This window comes from Undibacterium sp. Ji83W, from assembly GCF_049340385.1.
In the GTDB taxonomy this organism is placed as follows: Bacteria; Pseudomonadota; Gammaproteobacteria; order Burkholderiales; family Burkholderiaceae_D; genus Undibacterium.
This window is the reverse complement of the sequence record NZ_JBMPOZ010000017.1, coordinates 88,943-107,468: the sequence shown is the minus strand read 5'-3', so window position 1 is coordinate 107,468 and position 18,526 is coordinate 88,943. Positions and strand designations below refer to the sequence as shown.

At 52.9% G+C, this 18,526-nt stretch carries 13 protein-coding genes; 8 read left to right on the top strand and 5 right to left on the bottom strand.

The window, feature by feature from the left end:
* Window positions 1-212: 212 nt before the first annotated feature.
* Window positions 213-2,105, bottom strand: a complete 1,893-nt coding sequence (locus ACO0LD_RS23220; RefSeq protein ID WP_423010547.1) for a hypothetical protein — start codon at window positions 2,103-2,105, stop codon at window positions 213-215.
* Between the two features lie 305 nt (window positions 2,106-2,410).
* Between ACO0LD_RS23220 and ACO0LD_RS23215 the strand changes: the two genes are divergently transcribed.
* The 5 genes from ACO0LD_RS23215 (at window position 2,411) to ACO0LD_RS23195 (ending at window position 8,182) form a co-directional block, all read left to right on the top strand.
* Window positions 2,411-3,511, top strand: coding sequence for a PfkB family carbohydrate kinase (locus ACO0LD_RS23215; protein ID WP_423010546.1), 1,101 nt, complete (start codon window positions 2,411-2,413; stop codon window positions 3,509-3,511).
* Window positions 3,512-3,827: 316 nt separating this feature from the next.
* Complete coding sequence (locus ACO0LD_RS23210) at window positions 3,828-4,754, top strand: pseudouridine-5'-phosphate glycosidase (protein WP_423010545.1); 927 nt, start codon at window positions 3,828-3,830, stop codon at window positions 4,752-4,754.
* 429 nt (window positions 4,755-5,183) lie between these two features.
* Entirely contained in the window at window positions 5,184-6,125 is a 942-nt protein-coding gene (locus tag ACO0LD_RS23205) for a sterol desaturase family protein (protein WP_423010544.1), read from the top strand.
* 17 nt (window positions 6,126-6,142) lie between these two features.
* Window positions 6,143-7,300 carry a sensor histidine kinase gene (locus ACO0LD_RS23200; RefSeq protein ID WP_423010543.1) on the top strand — a complete coding sequence of 386 codons (1,158 nt, stop codon included), beginning with the start codon at window positions 6,143-6,145 and terminating at the stop codon, window positions 7,298-7,300.
* An 18-nt stretch (window positions 7,301-7,318) separates the two neighbouring features.
* A complete protein-coding gene (locus ACO0LD_RS23195) occupies window positions 7,319-8,182 on the top strand; it encodes a LytR/AlgR family response regulator transcription factor (RefSeq protein ID WP_423010542.1) in 864 nt (287 codons plus the stop codon).
* Window positions 8,183-8,201: 19 nt separating this feature from the next.
* Here ACO0LD_RS23195 and ACO0LD_RS23190 read toward each other — a convergent pair whose 3' ends face one another.
* From ACO0LD_RS23190 to ACO0LD_RS23180, 3 genes are all read right to left on the bottom strand, one after another.
* Entirely contained in the window at window positions 8,202-8,723 is a 522-nt protein-coding gene (locus ACO0LD_RS23190; protein ID WP_423010541.1) for a hypothetical protein, read from the bottom strand.
* 87 nt (window positions 8,724-8,810) lie between these two features.
* The gene (locus ACO0LD_RS23185; protein WP_423010540.1) at window positions 8,811-9,920 is read right to left on the bottom strand and encodes a patatin-like phospholipase family protein; all 1,110 of its coding nucleotides are present in this window, start codon (window positions 9,918-9,920) and stop codon (window positions 8,811-8,813) included.
* 14 nt (window positions 9,921-9,934) lie between these two features.
* Entirely contained in the window at window positions 9,935-10,132 is a 198-nt protein-coding gene (locus ACO0LD_RS23180; protein ID WP_423006000.1) for a hypothetical protein, read from the bottom strand.
* 230 nt (window positions 10,133-10,362) lie between these two features.
* Between ACO0LD_RS23180 and ACO0LD_RS23175 the strand changes: the two genes are divergently transcribed.
* The 3 genes from ACO0LD_RS23175 (at window position 10,363) to ACO0LD_RS23165 (ending at window position 17,747) form a co-directional block, all read left to right on the top strand.
* The gene (locus ACO0LD_RS23175) at window positions 10,363-13,680 is read left to right on the top strand and encodes a hypothetical protein (protein WP_423010539.1); all 3,318 of its coding nucleotides are present in this window, start codon (window positions 10,363-10,365) and stop codon (window positions 13,678-13,680) included.
* Window positions 13,677-15,329: an SWIM zinc finger family protein gene (locus tag ACO0LD_RS23170; RefSeq protein WP_423010538.1), complete on the top strand. Its 1,653-nt coding sequence runs from the start codon at window positions 13,677-13,679 to the stop codon at window positions 15,327-15,329. The genes ACO0LD_RS23175 and ACO0LD_RS23170 overlap by 4 nt, the downstream gene beginning before the upstream one ends.
* A 501-nt stretch (window positions 15,330-15,830) precedes the next feature.
* Window positions 15,831-17,747: a reverse transcriptase family protein gene (locus ACO0LD_RS23165; RefSeq protein WP_423010537.1), complete on the top strand. Its 1,917-nt coding sequence runs from the start codon at window positions 15,831-15,833 to the stop codon at window positions 17,745-17,747.
* A 95-nt stretch (window positions 17,748-17,842) separates the two neighbouring features.
* Here the strand turns inward: ACO0LD_RS23165 and ACO0LD_RS23160 are convergent, their stop codons facing one another.
* A complete protein-coding gene (locus tag ACO0LD_RS23160) occupies window positions 17,843-18,388 on the bottom strand; it encodes an REP-associated tyrosine transposase (protein WP_423010536.1) in 546 nt (181 codons plus the stop codon).
* Window positions 18,389-18,526: the final 138 nt, after the last annotated feature.

The window sequence follows — 18,526 nt, the reverse complement described above, 5'->3', positions numbered from 1 at the left end:
CATCCGTACGCTGACGAACATACCGGGCAGTTTATTTGACCTATATTGCTGATACCGGTAATACAAAGTGAAGTACAAAACCCGGCTGTCTGCACTGTTAAAGCAAGCTGGTGTGGCTGGCAGGGGTGAAATAGATCAAAGAAGAGATCAAAGAAGAAAAAAACCGCAGACCTTTAAAGTCTGCGGTTTTGTTTTGGCGATATCAAACTCGCTTACTTGGTTTTGGCCTTCAACAGCGTATTTGGCAGGGGATTCAGATCAGGCCAGATATGACTGACAGTGACGGTATTGCTCTGGTGGCAGCTAAAGCAATTGGTACCGCCTGCCCAATTGATGTTGTTACCCTGAAATACTGTTTCCATCGTGCTATTGGCCAGCCTGCTAGTGCCGACCTGGTTGATTGCCGTGGCCGGTGCTCTGGCCGAATCCGGGGCGCGTCCACCGGTGGTCCAGGTTGAGCCTATCATCAGGTAATTTTTGCGTACATCACCTGTTGCGAGTTGTGAAATGACGCTATTGTTGATGGACACCAGGTCTGTGTTGGATTCAGGCGGGGTGATGACCGGGCCAGCGTGGGTCGGGTCAGCCTGGCGTGGATTCTGGTCGGCGGCAACTCCCCAGGGCTTCCAGCGTATGGTGTCATTGGGTTTGACGATACAAGGCTTCACGCTTTTGTCGTTGCAGGTGATGGTATTGCCGGAAGCTGTGTACAGGTTCTGGTTGTAAGGACCGCTTGCGCCATCCTGGCTGAACAGCCATTTGCCCTTGGTGTTTTGCGGAACCAGTTTCTCCATACCATTGACATCAATGTACTTATATTCGGCATTGGGGGTGTTGTCCATGTGTTCAAAGGTCGCCCAGATCAGTTCGGGATTACCTTTTGCGCTACCGACCACATGTACGCCAACCAGTGCCAGTTTGGTTTTTTTGTTCTTGATGTTTGCCTGCTTCAGCGATGCTGGCTGGTTGATGCTGACATCAGGTATTTCAGCATCAATGATGATGAATTTCTTTTTGGTCGCTTCGTCAAAGCCCGTGGTTTCTATCCATGCCAGCTTGACCTCAACTGCCAGTGCTTCTGGTGCAGCCAGATCACGCAAACCCATTTTCTTCGCATAGGCAACGACGTCGGCCAATTCTTGTGCAGTAGTCGGGTACATCAGGTTTGTTGGAGCATTCGGTTTTCTTTGCGTCAGGAAGTAGGCAAATAAATCATTGGCTACAATCGAGTAATACACCAGTGAGCCGTTTTGTGCGACCAGTACATTGCTGCTACTACCAGCCTGGCCTATGGTCATGTCAACTTGATTGCCAGCTGCATCCAGAAAAATCAGGCCACCCTTGGCATCGCTCTTGAAGCTTTGCACGACATTGCTGTCTGTACTTGCCGCATTAAGCAAGGCAGTTTGTTTCTTGGGCAGGCGGGCACGCAGGTTGGCGGCCAGATCAGTTTCAATCTGTTTGCCAGCCTTGCTCCACAGATTGACATTACCAGTCGCACCAATTTCAACACGATCTACTTCTACTGTTTTGCCAGCCTTGTCGAGCGTGGTGGCCTTGCCATTGGGGGCCAGTTTTGGTGGCAGGATTTCAAATTGTTTGCCTGACTTGTCGAATGCCACTGGCAGATTATTTGGCCCCAATTGCCGCAACAAAGGGCTGAAATTCAATGTTTGTTTAGTCAATTGCGGTATGAAGTTGCGCACATGATTGACTGCTGGTGATACGCCATAGAAAGCCGAAGACGAGAATATATGATCGCCACCGGATAGCCCCTTGGGCGTGGGCGAAGTCACCCATAAAAACATCTGTTCCGACCATTGATAAAAACTGCATGCCGACGCATCAGGAAAATTCACACTGTCAGCAGCCTTGACCAGACCACCGTTGGTGACCCCGGCTGGCTCAAACCATTGCGCGAAAGGTGTCGGCGCTGGTCCTCCGGGGCTGGCGGGGGTAGCGGTAGTACAGGTTGGTTTGGCATCGGGTGGCAGGATTTGTGCCTGTGCCAGCGGGCCAAGGCAAGCGGCCATTAACAAAGACATACAGGTAGTCAGTTTCACTACGTGGCCAGGTTTGCCCTGGTTGCGATAAGACGTGTTCATGGTTTCCCTCTCGTTGGATTTTGTTTTGATGTGTGAGTGCTAAAAGCGGATGAATTATTTCGATAATGCATTGCGGGGTTTGCAGGGGTACTCGCACTGCCACAAGTATCTGCATCCACGAGGTTATCATTTTTTTATCTAAAGTTATAAAATAGATTAGATTTAATGTTAATTATTGTTATTTTATTGCCACTTTGCAGCCCGAATGATCCCAGGCAAATGCAAACAGTTGTTGACGTGAAATATACAATTGTTTATTGTGAGAGACAATTGTTTGTAATTTTTTTGATTTGCATTTCACCTTTATGTCTATAGCACCGAGTAAGAAAGAACAGCTTTACCAGCTCATCGCTGCCCAGCCTTTTATCTCCCAGCAGGAACTGGCAGACCAGTTGGGGTTGTCACGCTCTGCCGTGGCCGGGCATATTGCTGCCCTGATACGTGAAAAACGTTTGCTGGGCCGTGCCTATGTCTTGCCTGACCAGCGGCCCGTGGTGTGCATAGGCGGGGCAAATATAGACCGCAAGTTGCGCACCCTGGGGCCGGTGCAGATGGGTACATCCAATCCCGTCAGCCAGCATGAAGCCTTTGGCGGTGTCGCCCGCAATATTGCCGAGAACCTGGCGCGCCTGGGTTTGCCCACACGCCTGCTGTGTGCGGTAGGTGACGATGCAGCCGGGCGCAGCATGCTCGATCATGCGCAATCCGTCGGCATCGATGTCAAGGCCAGCCTGCTGGCGGCTGGCATGCATAGCGGCAGCTACACCGCACTACTCAATGATGATGGTGATATGGTGCTGGCATTGGCGCATATGGAATGCTGTGATGCCCTGACGCCAGATTACCTGCATAGCCGCCAGACCCAGCGCGGCCATGCGGCCTTCACCATCATCGACTTGAATTTGCCGACAGATAGCATAGGCTTACTATTGCAAGAAGCGCATCAACAGGCGATGCCCTTGATGGCGGTGGCTGTGTCTGAACCCAAGATGGCGCGTTTGCCGCAAGATTTGCACGGCTTGCGCCTGCTCTTGTTGAACCAGGGTGAACTCGCAGCCGCTGTTGGAAGTAGCATACAAAGCCAGGCAGAACTGGAAGCAGCCTGCAGGCAATTGCAGCAGCGTGGCGTGCAAGACATCATCGTCACAAAGGGCGTGGCAGGCGTGACTTATACCACCAGCGCTGTGGAACATGGCATGCAGCACATGCCCGCACCGGCAGCCAGCGTGCGCGATGCCACAGGTGCAGGTGATGCTTTTGCCGCAGGTGTGGCATGGTCATTGTGTCGTCAGCCAGATGATCTGGGCCTGGCCTGTGAATATGGCTTGAAGCTGGCAAAATTGACGCTGGAAAGCGATGCGACGGTGGCAGCGACTATCAGCCCGACGATTTTTGAAGAAGCTTAGAACTCATTTCATAAATAGGATGAGTGCGAACAAGACGATTTGGGATGCAGTGCAAGGCGTGACGCGAAGCTAAGGCTGGTGCCTTAGCGAGAGGCACAACGCTGCAATGCGCCCAAATCGTCAGTTCCCGAAGGGTTTGTCTCATAACGCGTGCTGGACTGCGTTGGACTCGTTATCAATAGCACCGCTATTGACTGCCTCGTCCGCCTTGCCAGCCCACGTTATGAGACAAACGCATCTCACCCTATTTATGAAATGAGTTCTAGTATTTGAATCATACGGACTATGCCCGTAGTCCAAAAAAAAAGGAAACATCATGCAATCTTATCTGGTCTTATCCGATGAAGTCCGCGCTGCCCGTCTGGCGGCCAAGCCTGTGGTGGCGCTGGAATCCACTATCATTTCACATGGCATGCCTTATCCGCAAAACGTGCAGACTGCGCGTGAACTGGAACAAATCATCCGTGACGGCGGCGCCGTGCCTGCCACCATTGCCATCATGAATGGCAAAATTCACATAGGCTTGAATGACGAAGAACTGGAATTGTTGGGCAATTCGCCCGACGCCATGAAAGTAAGTCGCCGCGACCTGGCCTATGCACTGACCAACAACAAACTCGGTGCAACCACTGTTGCCGCCACCATGATCTGTGCTGCTCTGGCGGGTATAGAAGTGTTCGTCACCGGCGGCATAGGCGGTGTGCATCGCGGTGCTGAAACCAGCTTTGATATTTCTGCCGACTTGCAAGAGCTGGCACGCACCTCGGTTGCCGTGGTTTGTGCTGGAGCCAAATCCATACTCGACATCGGCCTGACGCTGGAATATCTTGAGACCCATGGCGTGCCAGTCGTTAGCGTGGGCCAGCCATCTTTCCCGGCTTTCTTTACCGCCGACAGCGGCTACAAGGCAGACTTCCAGCTCGACACGGCTGAACAGCAGGCCGAGTTCATCCACGCTAAATGGAGCCTGGGATTAAACGGTGGTATCGTCATTGCCAACCCGGTGCCAGTTGAATCTGCCATGCCTAAAGAAGAAATCGAAACCATCACCCAGCAGGCACTGAAACTGGCAGATGATATGGACATCACTGGCAAAGCTGTCACACCATTTTTACTGAACCGCATCAAGCAAATGTCAGAAGGGCGCAGCCTGGAAACCAATATCGCGCTGGTCAAGAACAATGCTGTCGTCGGTACGCAGTTGGCGCTGGCTCTGCATCATTTGCGCAAGCGCACAGTGTAAAATTTGTAGGGTGCGCCGTGCGCACCATGACTAGCTATGGTTTGGATGAAAAGCGGTGCGCACGGCGCACCCTACCCAAATTGCACAGCACTTACTCTCATCCCTCACCAACAAGCCCTCTATCCTCATGTTTGCCTGACTGCTAATCACGATCGTGCACGATTACGCTGGTGGTTGGTCGCAAAATTTGACGCCGCATTTCTGTCATTTCGCGCCCGGCCTGGCTTTTTTCGTCGCATGCCTGTGGCAAGCTCAGCCGCTTTGATCAAACATAGGGCTGTAGGGCGCAAATCCTCATCAATTTCAACTTTCGCAAACCAGGCTCAGGAAGACTGACTCCAGCCCGCATAGCGACAAATGATCAAGATCTTGCTGACCCGGAATCCTCATATTGTTTATTGAGCTTGTCATTCTTGCGGAAGCCATGCCATGAAGCCTTTAGATTACTACCTGCTGTTTGTCGCTGCACCCGTCGTACTGGTGCTGGCATTGATAGAAGGTATCGTATTGTCGCTCAGACAGAAGTATGACTGGCGCGCATTTGGCGTGTCTGCTTTTGATCTGGTGAGCCGGATTGCAGTGAATCTCCTGTTGCCTTTGTCGATAGCCACACCACTGGTGCGCTGGGCTTATATGCACAGGTTGACGACGATACAGCTCAATACCGGGCTGAGCATACTGTTACTGTTTATAGGGCAGGAATTTTGTTATTACTGGTATCACAGGGCTGCCCATAGAGTGCGCTGGTTCTGGAGTACCCATGCGGTACATCATTCACCCAATGACTTGAATTTGTCGGCGGCAGTACGCATAGGCATACTCAGCAAGCTGACTGGCACGGCGGTGTTCTTTACGCCACTGATCTGGCTGGGTTTTGATATCCGCACCGTGTTTTCTGTACTGACCCTGAATTTGCTGTACCAGTTCTGGATACATGCGACCTGGATACCAAAGCTGGGCTGGCTGGAAGGCATTCTCAATACCCCGTCTGCGCATCGCGTGCACCATGCGGCGAATACAGAATACCTGGATGCCAATTTTGGTGGCGTACTACTGGTTTTTGACCGAATGTTCGGGACCTATGTTGCCGAGCGTGAGGATCTGCCCTGTCGCTATGGCCTGGTGCAGCCCGTCACCAGTTATAACCCATTAAAGATAGAGTTGGCGCAATGGTTCAGCCTGCTGCGTGATCTGGCAAAGGCGCGCAGTCCACGGGCATTTTTTGGTTACCTGCTGATGCCACCGGGCTGGGTGCCGGATGGTGCTGGCAATACGACAGCCGAGCTGAAGGCGCGTGAGCAGGGGCAAGCGCAGGAACAAACGCAAAAACAGGGGCAAGCGCAAACTCTGTTTCCATCTGCCCGTAATTAACGCATAATCCACTGATCATGCCTGCGCCGCCGCCCACACCTTTGCCTGATTTACCCAACAGCTCTCACCGGGTGTGGCGCAACTTGCGTATCAGTATTCCGGCCATGCTGATGGCGGCCTGTTACTTCAGCATCATGTTTCGCGATCCTTTTTTTATTACGCTGGTGTATGTCGCCTGCATAGGATTCTTGATACAGGTCTTGCTGGGTTGCGGTCACTACGGCATGGTCAGGTATTTGCGTAAATACAGGCCAGAGCACACTGGCGCAGTGTATAACTGGCCGGGCTGGGCCTGGATGGGGCCGTGGATTATTATCTCAGGTGTGTTGGGATTTTATTTTGGTACCTTGCTGGCCAATGTATTGACCGGCCAGCATCGCGAACCCAGCGAGGTATTGCGCAATGCCCGCACACTGACGATGGTCATGTCAGTTGTCTTTGTCAGTACTGCTGGCCTGGTTTTCCTGGTTTATATGCGTGGCCGCATGGCCTTGATGGAAATGCGTACACAAACCGCATTGCGGGCCGCCGCCGAAAACCAGCTCAAGTTGCTGGAGTCCCAGCTAGAACCGCATATGCTGTTTAATACCCTGGCCAACCTGCGCGTATTGATAGGTCTGGACCCGCCACGCGCGCAGGAAATGCTGGATCACCTGACAGATTTTTTGCGCGCCACGCTGGAGGCTTCGCGCAACAATACACATACCCTGGCCGCCGAGTTTTCCCGCATTGAAGACTATCTGACCTTGATGCAGATACGCATGGGCAGTCGCCTGCGCCAACATCTCGATTTACCACCTGAACTGGGCAGCCTGATGGTGCCGCCCCTGTTGTTACAGCCATTGGTTGAGAACGCCATCAAGCATGGGCTGGACCCGGTTCTGGATGGTGGGCGCATACAGCTTACGGCGCGGTGCGAAGCAGACATGCTTGTGCTCAGCGTGCGTGATACCGGCATCGGGCTTGGGGATATGTCACGGCATGACGGACATGGCATAGAGGACACAAAGGACACAGCGGGCACGCACTTCGGCCTGCAGCAAGTACGCGAGCGCCTGCTTGCCCTGTATGGCAAGGCAGGCAGCCTTGAGCTAAGTGCCGCCGATGATGCAGAAGGCGGCAGCATGGCCATCGTGCGCTTGCCACTACAGCTTGCCAGCAAGGCAAAGGACTAGACAAGGAATGCACTGCGAATGAAAGCCACTGCCCTCATTGCTGAAGACGAACCCCTGCTCGCTGCCAACCTGCAGACTGAACTGGCACAGTTGTGGCCAGGCCTGCAGGTATTGATCAATGTCACCCATGGTACTGCCGCCTTGCAGCAGGCATTGGCGTTGCAACCGGATGTGCTTTTCCTTGATATACACATGCCAGGCATGACAGGGCTGGAAGTGGCACAAGCGCTGGCAGAAGACTGGCCAGATGATGGCACAGCCTTTCCCCTGATTGTGTTTGTTACTGCTTATGATCAATATGCGGTGCAAGCATTTGAACGGGCAGCCTTTGATTATGTGCTCAAACCATTGCAGCCGCAGCGCCTGGCGCATACCTGCAGTCGTGTGCAGGCAGCCTTGCAGCAAAGGAGCAGGGCTGTGACACCACCAGCCAGTGTTGCCACTCCAGATTTGATACAGCAATTGCGCAGTCTGCTTGACAGCAATGCAGGGCATGCATTGACGCCAGCAGCAGCTACGGGGCAAGGTACAAATCAGTTATTAACGCAGCCAGCAACACCTTTGCGTATGCTGCAAGTCCAGGCCGGTAATACCATCGTCATGGTGCCAGTAGATGAGGTCATCTATCTGGAATCTGCCGATAAATATGTGCGGGTAATGACGGCCAGCCGTGAACATCTGATACGCATCTCCTTGCGTGAGCTGCAGCCCCAACTGGACCCGCAAGTTTTTTGGCAAATCCACCGTGGCACCGTCGTGCGCTGCGATGCCATTGCCAGTGCCGTGCGTGAAGGCAATGGCAAGCTCATGCTCAATCTGCACAATCATCCAGACCGCTTGCAGGTTAGCCGCCTGTATCTGCATCTGTTCAAGGGCTTGTAATGCGGGGCCGGGAGGCTACTTACTCGTCACCATCAAACTGCGGATAGCTGGCACCCTCCAGCATGTCTGATACCGAGCAATTCACCCCTGGCAATTTTTCCCAACTGGGGTCACCTTCTCTGGTTTGCATCATGTTGGCCCAATGCAGGGTCGGGTTTCCAGACGAGGTTGCCATTTGCATCTGGAATGCCCATTGTTCCTCGACCTTACTCATATGGCCAAAACCGGTAACGGTTTCCTGGAAGCGGCTGCTGCCGATAAAACTGATTTGCACCTGGCCATTCGCAGTCACAGTACCTACCAGGCTGCGCTGTTGAGGATTTTCAGTGCTGCTGCTTGATCCAGGGGTAAACATCAGGGCCGACGATACGCCCCAAAAATAACCGTTCTTATAGCCAGATATATGCCAGACAGTCTGGTCGCCCGTCCAGCTCAATACATTGTCGCTGCTTGAAAACTGCAATGCAGGCAGATCAGGGTAAGTCACATACCAATAGCTGTCAGTCAGAAAATCCCAGGTAGTGCGATTGCTTGTTGGCATGTGCAGCTCCTTTGTTTGCAGGCGAATTCAAAACATCAGGTCTGTTGTTGGTGTGTGTCAGGGCTATATCACCATTAAAAAAGCAGCTTATTCCTCTTGCGGCAATTCATGAATAACCAGCCCCGCATGCGGTGGCAAAGGTTTTTGCCATGACTTGTGGCGCAAGGCACGTTTGCAGTCGTGGACGCCAGCGTCCCAGCGGGCTTCCATGGTCGCCAGGCTGAAGTCCACATCCTTGAAATAGTTATCGTCAGGCAGCGCCTTCATGATGAGGTGGACGACATTGATGGTGTGGTCGCAACCCATGTCCATCAGTGGTTTCAACTCTTCTTTTTTACGCTCTGATGCAGGCAGATGTTCGGTCAGTGTGCGTATGGCACGCTGCAGGTCTTGTATGCGCTGGTAGATCAGTAATTGTTCTGCCGAACGGCTGGCATACTGTATGCTTTTATAGCGCGTCATGGCCGCAGAGATTGACTCTGGCCGGTTCTCTGAAGGGTCCCACAGATCGATCATGAAGCACAGGGCGTCTGTTTTTCTTTCTTCATCCAGGAATACATCCAGCGGTGTATTCGAATACACGCCGCCATCCCAATAGGCGCGCTCACCTATCTTCACCGGCGCAAAACCGGGTGGCAAGGCACCGCTGGCCATGATGTGCTCTGGCCCCAGACGTCCGCGCTTGCTGTCAAACACCACGCCCTGGCCGCTGTCGATATCGACAGCGCAAATGCTGACGCGTATCGGGCCATCGTTCAGGTAATCAAAATCCACATATTTTTCCAGTGTGGCCTTGAGAGGTGAGGTGTCGTAAAAACCGGCTTCCTCAATCGGCACCTTGGCATTGATATCCCAGGCAGCACCAAAGCGTGGCTTGAAAAAACCATTCACGCCCTGGGTAATGGCATTGAGGGTATTGAGGTTATTGGTGAGATTCATCCACGGAGAGAAGGTCGGCCAGAAACTGCCTCGGCTTACCGCATCAGGTGCCAGGCTATCCCAGAAAGCACGCAATTGCGCAATGCGCGTCTCAGGTGGATTGCCCGCAATCAGCGCGCTGTTGATGGCACCAATGGAAGTACCTATGATCCAATCCAGCGGCGTGTGCGCTTCATGCAATTGCTGATACACGCCCGCCTGATAGGCACCCAGGGCGCCGCCGCCCTGCAAAATCAATACGGTATCTTGATTGGTCATAGTGGGTTTCAGTTTCAGGCGAAGCCGCCCAGTTGTACCAGCTTGTGCTCTTCACCATCATGGGTGACTGAGATCAGGTCGACTTGATATGCTGCATTGAGTTCATGGCGCAAATGCGCGCCCTGGCTGACGGCGGCCATGAAATCATCGCCCGCTTCTGTAGATTTGACGATTTCTTTTTGTTCGTTACGGCTGATAAGACGATAGTGCATAAGTTCCCCAGAGAAATGTTGTTGTGGTGTTGATGCAGGCATTTTAACATGTGCATTTTGTATGCATATTTCATAGTGTAATAGTGATGAAATCATCTTTGTAGCTAAACGTAAGTATGTATTGCTGACAAAATAATCGATGTCATAATGCTTCGCTTTATGATGCCGAAAATGCTGATTGTGCTGCGATTCCGGCTGGCGACATTTTCCGGAGCATGGCTATGCAGGGCATGATTAAATTGGTGAAGCTGGTGCGCATGCAGCCCGCAGAGCGGCATTGCGAAATCGAGTTGTCCGAGGCACCGCAGAACGAAGGGGCAGTCCCTTTATATCTGGTCAATGTGCGTGAAGGCCAACCCGATGCAGAATGGCAGGAAAGCACTCGGACCCCTTTCCCTGTCACCCTGGGGCAGGCAGAAACTTTGTATGCCCAAGTGCTGGCCAGCAAGCTGGAGCAGGGTTTTGCGGATACATCTGCACCTCCAGCTATTCCAGCTACTTCAGTCACGCCAGCAGCGCAGGACGAAGTCAAGGCTGACGCCATGCAATGGGGCCATTCTTCGCAAACCCTGGTGCAAAAAATCAGCAAGCCAGCATCAATATCCGGACAAGAAAAAATCCTGCTAGACCGTTTGCCGCCACGCGCATGGTCAGGCATGTCACGCTCTGAGCGCAGCCGCACAGTCTGGCGCATAGGCGAGCGCCGTTTGCCCGCCGCCGTGCCACGCCTGGTAGAGTTATTGGGCAGCGCCGATGCCATGCTCGATTATTGCATCGCCTATGCCATAGGTCGTTGCGCAGATGCCGGTGCCAAGCAGGCCATGCATGAGCTGAGCCAGCGTTCCCAAGAAGCACACGTCAAACACATGGCAAGGCAAGCCTGGCTGGTTTTGACGACGCCAGAAGAGACGCAGCAATATGGGCAGGCTTTGATTGCCCAATGGCCTGCAGAATTACAGGCTGCCTGGCAAAAAGCGCAGCAGGCCGCGGATCTGCAAAAAGGCATGGATGAGATATTACTCTCTCTTCTGTCTGCCAAATCATGGGACGCATGGCGTCATGATGACTGGCTGGAACAACTGGACATGATAGACCAGGCAGGCATTTCTTCATTGGCGCGGCCCTTGCTGTTGCAGCAGTTGCGCAACCTGCCGGTGAATTTGCTGGTGTTTCGCGCCTTCCGCCATTTGTACAAGACTGCCGAATTCCGTGCCGATGCAGAATTGTTCGGCGTCCTGCACCAGCGCTTTGAAAAAGCCTGGCCGCTGTTTTTGCTCAGTTCCAATACCAGCTACGTGTATCTGGAAAGACGTTACGTCAGCTATGCCGACGAAGTCAAAAAACCGCAAACCCGGGTCGCTTATTCCAGCCTGACGCGCGATTACCTGCGCCGTCGCACCTGGCGCACACTGCGCCGCCTGGGCGAGCTGGAGAGTGCAGATTTCACCAGCATGGCAAGCGGTGTATTGCTGGCCTGTGATGACGCACACGCAGGCAAGCCGCAGATACAAAGACTGGTTAACTGGAATTACCAGAGCCGCTCTTACACGACAGAACTGCGTTTCCTGTCCCCCTATGCCAGCTGGATGGTGTTTAACCAGCTTGTGCACCAGCACGATAGCGAAGTCAAGACCAGCCGTACCGCACTCAAATGGTGGATACCCGCAACGACAGATAATCTCGATTATCCACCACGCACAAAACGACAAGAAGCTTTCCCAAAACTATGGGATGCCGCACCAGAAAAATTGCTCTACCTGATGCAACACAGCCTGTGCCACGGCGTGCATGTGTTTGCTGCCCGTACCCTGGTGGATAACCAGGCTTACTGCCAGCAATTGAGTATGGAACAGTTGCAGGGTTTGCTGCAAAGCGCCTACCTGCCGACCAAAGAATTTGCTTTTGCCATCGTCAAACAGCGCTTTGCACAGCAAACTCCAGACCTTAACTGGCTGATGATTTTGCTGGCAACTGATTATCAACCTGCCGCTGATTTTGCGCTGGGCTTCATCCGCAAGACGCCAGAGCTATATGCGCAAGATGCTGGCTTGATTGTGGCGATGATCACCAGCCCGTCACAAGGCGTGCGCGAAACTTGCCGCTTGCTGGCGCATGGTACGACTGCTGCGACACGGCAGCTAGTTTTGAGTCGTTTGTCCATCTGGGCAAGACAGACCACCATGGCTGCAAGCCAGATCGACACGTTGCGAGATGACTTGCAATGGCTGATCCAGAACATCCTGGCTGAGCAGGTCGCACAATTGCCTGACCAGGATATTGCCGTCTGGTGCGATTTGCTGCAGGCTGCACAATTCTGGCAACAGGCATTGGCAACTGATATTTTGCTGGCTCATCCGGCAGGCATCGCCCATGTCTCGCCACTGACACTGCGGGATTTATTGCAAGATGCGGACCCCGGCAGGCAAAGCCTGGGCAGCCGTCTGTTTGCTGCCTTGCCTGCAGATGTATTGCGCCAGCAGCCTGACCTTGTCGCTACCCTGGCAACTGCACTGGATGCACGTGTACGGGCTGCCATGACGCCGGTGATTACCCAGCTTGCTACTGATGCTATTTTTTCTGAGAAATTGCTGGCCCACTTCATCGATGTGATTTTCCGTAGTGATAACACTGATGGTGAAGAGAGTGTGCATGCTGACATCATCAACTGGTGCAGCGGCCCTTTGCTGACGGCGACACTGACGCAGTCTGTGGATATACAATGGCGTCTGTTGCAGGCGCGCAGCAAGGGCGCACAGGAACTGGGTGCCATGTTGTTGATACAGGCTAGAGGTACATTAGCCGCCAGCCTCACGATCCTGCAATGGGCTTTGCTCGGCAGGCACGCTGTCTTGCAAGTGCGGCTGCGTGCCCAACATTACTTCAACCAGCATGTGCCTGAAGTACGCGAAAATCTCAATGATGCACTGCGCATACTCGATACCCGCTGGCCAGAAACCCGTTCTTTTGCGGCAGATTATTTTGCCCGCAATATCAGTGCTGACGAATGGTCGCTGAGCCAGTTGCTGGCCTTGTGTGACCATCAGCAAGCTGTCATACAAAGACTGGGCCGGCAATTGATCACCCGCCACTTCCGTATCGAAGATGCCGCCGAATATGTATTGAGCCTGAGCCAGCATCCATCGGCCAACATGCAATTATTTGTCAGCCAGTGGCTGGAGCAAAGTGTGCAAGCGTATGTTGATCAGCAATTTGATCAGCAATTGGCACTACAGCACCTTCAGCAACTGCGTCCTTACTTCCTCAGCGTCTTGTCACATGTGAACAAGGCCCGCACAGTCAAGAACCGCGTGATCCGTTTCCTGCAGGATCAGGGTTTGCTGTCCGCTGGTCATGCACAATTTGTGGCACAGATTTTCACGCGCCAGGTATTGACCGTGGCGAGACAGGACAAGGCGCAATACATCCTGGGATTGTCGCAATTGCAGGCCGCGTATCCGGTGCTGGCTGATGCAGCCGACTGGCCCATGCAGTTCATTGCCCCAAGATTGCACAAGGATGCAGTCACCATTTCTGCGGAGTCTGTATGAAGTTTGAATACCGCTATTTTGGCAATAGCCAGGTGAATGACAGCGCCACTGCCACCAGCATGCAGTTCGCGCCCGATACCTTACGCACGCCTACATATTTTGCGGCAACCCTGCAACCCACGCTGGCACTGGCTTACCGCGAAGCCATCAGCGCCATGCATGATGTGGTGGTGTCTGACCTGCGCACCCAGCCCAAGGACAGGACAGCTTACTTCGCCTGGCTGGCAGAGAATGAGGCCAGCCTGCTGGCAGATTTCATGGCGCAGGAAAAAGAGTTGCGCGAGAAAATCACGCCCTTGCGAGCAGAACTCACCAAGGTACAGACTCAAAAGTATGGCCTCATGCAGCCCTTCTACAAAGCACAGCGCGAATACTTTGATTACCTGTACAAAGAAAACCGCGACATGTGGATAGTACTTGACCCTGTCATCACCGTGCATCCCGACAAGGTTTTCTTTGAATGCTTCAGCCGTGATGAATCAACGTATGCCAGCCTGAGTTGTCGCCACAGTGTTTTCAAACATCTGAGTGAATTTGCCTGCGGCACCACGAATATCGATTATTCGTCAGCGCTGTATGAAGAGTTCCAGAAGATACGCGCCTATAAAGAAATCCGCTTTGAAATCCAGGCCGACGGTTTCAAAGTGCAAACCGGCCATGATGAACAATATCATGAGGCCAAGATAGACTTGCCTGACAGCTGGATGCGCGGCTTTTTGCAAGTCAGCACTGCCATGTCATTGCCTGCTCACAAGCTCGATTTGCACCCTATGGACGTGCACAGCATCTGCCACATCCTGCGCCGCAAGACTGAGCGGGTAGGGCCACGCTCGATACGCTTCATCCTTGAGCCAGGCCAGCCCATCACCATGCTGTTTGAGCCATGGGGCATCAAGCTGGTTTGCCAGCGTTCTGTATTTACTGGCAAAGAGGCGGCAGAAGTCAGGATCTGGGGTCGCCGCCGCTTGCTGACGCTGGAGAGGCTGATTGCCGTTGCCGACAAGTTCAGCGTCATGCTCATGGGCACAGGCTTGCCCAGCTTCTGGATCGCCCATCTGCCTGACATGGATTACACCCTGGGCTTGTCCGGCTGGACAGCGAATGACTGGTCACGCGCCGGGCAATTTGATTTGCTGGCACCGCGCCTGGATGTCGATGACACGACAGCGCAAGCCGTGGCACATGCATTGTCCTCACAATGGTCAGCCAGCACCGCCAGCCTGGCGCAGCAATTGCAACTCGACAGCAAGCTGGTGGCATCTGCCCTGACCGGCCTCATGCAGGCAGGCCGCGTGGTGTATGACGCGGTGGATCAGGTAGCCCGCTGGCGCGACCTGGTGCGCGAACCCATCAATGTCGCCAGCCTGCGCTTTGCCAGCGAACGTGAAGCCCTGGCCGCGCAACTCGTACATAAAAACCTCTTGCTTGATTTGCAGTCAGCCCGCGTCGACAGTGGTGGCATCGAATGGAAAGCCAGTGTCAGTGCCAGTATCACGAATACCAAGAAACTCAGCAAGACCATGATCAGGCTGGACAATGATGACAGGCTGGTGGAAGGCAATTGCAGTTGCGATTATTACGTGCGTAACCGCATGTTCCGCGGGCCTTGTGAACATATGCTCGCCATACGTCAGGTTGCCAATAAATAGGACATACGCAAAACCGCCCCAGCTGCGTTGCAGCTCCTAGCCGTACTAAAGTACTGTCTTCGTCGCTGCGCCTTGCTGGGACAATTTTGCGTAAGTCCTATTAAGAAGTAAATGTGGGATGGAAAAGTAGTTACATAATTTTTACATAGTAATTATTTACAGGAGGTGAGCCGGGCATTAGAATTTAGGTCGGCAGGAAGGCTCTTGCAATCCGGATGGTGTATCGCCATCCATGTATTTTGCTTAGCTATGCATCACTGAGTTTCTCTTCACTGTGCCGGAAACGACTACCGGCGCAATGACGATGTGGATTCCGTGAACCCCATTACGCCGGTAGTCGTTTCCGGCGTCGAGTGGAGCCTCTCAGTCTGAAGGCTCTTCGATGAGCTTCCTGCCGCTTTTCTTCTTTGTCTGGCTCACCGTTTTGTTTTATTTGGAAAACGTGAATTCTTTTTGCATTTGCTGATATCAGCGTGCCAAAAGAAAACAGAGACCAGCGTCATGACACAACACCAGCAGTCCGCACAACAAACCGAACAGACTACATCTGACAAACCCTTGTCGCAGATGACACGCGATGAATTGTATGCCCACCTGCGCACGACCACCAAAGATGCCATGGTCTTGCAAGAGATGCGCCGCCTAGGCTTTTGGCCTGCCGACAGTGGCAAGCCATCGGTGACTGACGAACTCATCACCCGTGAAGCTGCACTCAGTAAAGAATTAAATGACTTGACGGCTCAGTTACGCCGCGTACAAGACCCCAAGGCTGCCCTGCGCGATATGCGCAAGCAGCGCATGGCTGCAGCAAAAGAAAAACGCGAACTGACCAAACAAAAACATGCGCAATTGCGGCATGCAAAGGCACTGGCCTGGCAAGAAAAACGCAAGAACGATATTGGCTATCTGGGTGAGGGTGTTTCCACAGGCTTGAATTACACCAGCACCAATACCGACAAACTGGCGCGTTATCAATTGCCAGCGCTGCAAAAATCACTGGACCTGGCAACGGCGATAGGCATACCGCTGGCAGAATTGCGCTTCATGAGCTTCCAGCGCAAGGTCAGCCAGGTCAGCCACTATCAGCGTTTCGCCATCCCCAAAAAGACCGGCGGTCAGCGCTTTATTTCTGCTCCCATGCCCCGTCTCAAGCGTTGCCAGTACTGGGTGCTGGATCACATCCTCGCGAAAGTACCTTGCCATCCGGCGGCGCATGGTTTCTTGCCACAGCATTCCATACTCAGCAATGCCTTGCCGCATGTGGGGCAGGCAGTAGTCATCAATCTGGATTTGAAAGACTTCTTCCCCAGCATAGAATATCCGCGCGTCAAAGGCGTGTTCAAATCACTGGGTTATGGCGAGCAGATTGCCACTTTGCTGGGTTTGCTTTGTACCGAGCAGGCAACAGAAGAAGTGCGGGTAGACAAGCAAAAATATTTTGTCGCTGGCAAAAAACGCAGCTTGCCACAAGGCGCGCCATCCAGCCCGATGATCACGAATATTTTGTGCCATACCCTCGATAAACGCCTGTATGCGGCAGCAAGCAAGCTGGGTTTTGTATATACCCGTTATGCGGATGACCTGACGTTTTCCAGCAAACAAAAAGAACGCCCGCCTGTCGGCAAGCTATTGTGGCGCGTCAAGCAAATCATCGCTGACGAAGGCTTCACCCTGCATCCTGACAAGCAACACATCATGCGCCATAGCCAGAAGCAGGAGGTCACCGGCATCGTCGTCAACCACAGCCCGACGATAGATGCCAAGACCCTGCATCGCTTCCGCGCCACCCTGCACCAGGTAGAAAAAAATGGCCTGGCAGGTTACCACTGGAATGGCAATACCGATGTACTGGGTGCGCTGGAAGGCTATGCCCGCTATGTCTGCATGGTCAATCCGGTAAAAGGCAAACCCTGGCTGCAGCGCATCAAACAATTGCGTGCACAATCTGTAGTGCAAGCACAGTCTACAGTCCGCGCAGCAAGACCAACCCTGCGCCAGCAAGTCGCCAGCGGCAAGACACCACAAAGAGCAAATGGCCAGGATTGGTGGCAAGTGCAGGAAGTCGCTACTCCTGTGCTGGAACAAACTGCGCAGCAAGTAGTGGAAGAGAAGAAGGCAGTGAAGCAAGCCGCGAAAGAAGAAAAGCAAGCTGCTGCGATACCCAAGCTCAAGCAGCCTGATGCCACAGAAGCTGCAAGCAACTATACCGCAGCAGAGAAAAACAAACTCAGTCGCCGCCATGGCATGTTAGGCCGGGTTTTCCAAGTTTTTTTGTGCGCCATATTCTCAGCCAGCCTGCACAGTCTTTACCCCTTGACATTTGGTATCGCATTGGTTTCCCTCAGCCTGATAACAGGCCGCAGCAGCCTGGTGTGGGTAATGGTGATGCTGGCTTTGAGTGTGGTTTTGTTGAGTTGAGTAACCTGGTAGGGTGCGCCGTGCGCACCGTCTTTGATTAACGGCAGTCGTATTTTTCAACGATGGTGCGCAAGGCGCACCCTACTATCGGTGATTTATTCACCAAAATCATGATGCTCAATCATTGACGTGCCTATTCCCCACTCTGGCGACAATACTCCTTCTTTGACGCAGCGATGAAATGTGGAATAGGGCCAATCCCCTGCTCGTTTGACCAAATCATGCTTGACTGGATTCCAGTGAATGTAATCAACATGTCTGGCGAAATCTTCGTCATCCCGGATTTGATGTTCCCAGAAACGACGTTGCCATATTCCGGATTCTCTTCTTGATGTACGGGAAGAAGATAATTCTTCTACACCGAAATTCTTAGCGCACGCTTGCGTTACCAGTCGTTTGATCATAGACCAGCGCATGGAGAAATCTGCGTCGTCTTCAGGTAAAGTCCAGATGCAATGCAAATGATCGGGTAGTAATACCCAGGCATCAATCTCGAAAGGATGTGAAATGCGGGTTTGCTGTATCGCTGCGCGTAATGATAGCCGTATCGCAGGCTCGGTCAATATTGGTCTTCGGTGGAGGCTGGTTAAAGTAAAAAAATAACTTGCACCTTTAATTCGAGACCGTCGATAGTTGTGCATAAAAATATACGCTTAGAGTTCGCTATCTTGTAGGGTGCGCCGTGCGCACCGTCTCCGAATAACCGCAGTCGTATTTTTCAACCATGGTGCGCACGGCGCACCCTACGAAATTACACATATCGCGAATATTTTACGCTA

Bases quoted from the DNA above. Each gene is read 5' to 3' on its own strand.
- ACO0LD_RS23220 (WP_423010547.1), bottom strand. From the start codon at position 2,105: ATGAACACGTCTTATCGCAACCAGGGCAAACCTGGCCACGTAGTGAAA.
- ACO0LD_RS23215 (WP_423010546.1), top strand. From the start codon at position 2,411: ATGTCTATAGCACCGAGTAAGAAAGAACAGCTTTACCAGCTCATCGCT.
- ACO0LD_RS23210 (WP_423010545.1), top strand. From the start codon at position 3,828: ATGCAATCTTATCTGGTCTTATCCGATGAAGTCCGCGCTGCCCGTCTG.
- ACO0LD_RS23205 (WP_423010544.1), top strand. From the start codon at position 5,184: ATGAAGCCTTTAGATTACTACCTGCTGTTTGTCGCTGCACCCGTCGTA.
- ACO0LD_RS23200 (WP_423010543.1), top strand. From the start codon at position 6,143: ATGCCTGCGCCGCCGCCCACACCTTTGCCTGATTTACCCAACAGCTCT.
- ACO0LD_RS23195 (WP_423010542.1), top strand. From the start codon at position 7,319: ATGAAAGCCACTGCCCTCATTGCTGAAGACGAACCCCTGCTCGCTGCC.
- ACO0LD_RS23190 (WP_423010541.1), bottom strand. From the start codon at position 8,723: ATGCCAACAAGCAATCGCACTACCTGGGATTTTCTGACTGACAGCTAT.
- ACO0LD_RS23185 (WP_423010540.1), bottom strand. From the start codon at position 9,920: ATGACCAATCAAGATACCGTATTGATTTTGCAGGGCGGCGGCGCCCTG.
- ACO0LD_RS23180 (WP_423006000.1), bottom strand. From the start codon at position 10,132: ATGCACTATCGTCTTATCAGCCGTAACGAACAAAAAGAAATCGTCAAA.
- ACO0LD_RS23175 (WP_423010539.1), top strand. From the start codon at position 10,363: ATGATTAAATTGGTGAAGCTGGTGCGCATGCAGCCCGCAGAGCGGCAT.
- ACO0LD_RS23170 (WP_423010538.1), top strand. From the start codon at position 13,677: ATGAAGTTTGAATACCGCTATTTTGGCAATAGCCAGGTGAATGACAGC.
- ACO0LD_RS23165 (WP_423010537.1), top strand. From the start codon at position 15,831: ATGACACAACACCAGCAGTCCGCACAACAAACCGAACAGACTACATCT.
- ACO0LD_RS23160 (WP_423010536.1), bottom strand. From the start codon at position 18,388: ATGCACAACTATCGACGGTCTCGAATTAAAGGTGCAAGTTATTTTTTT.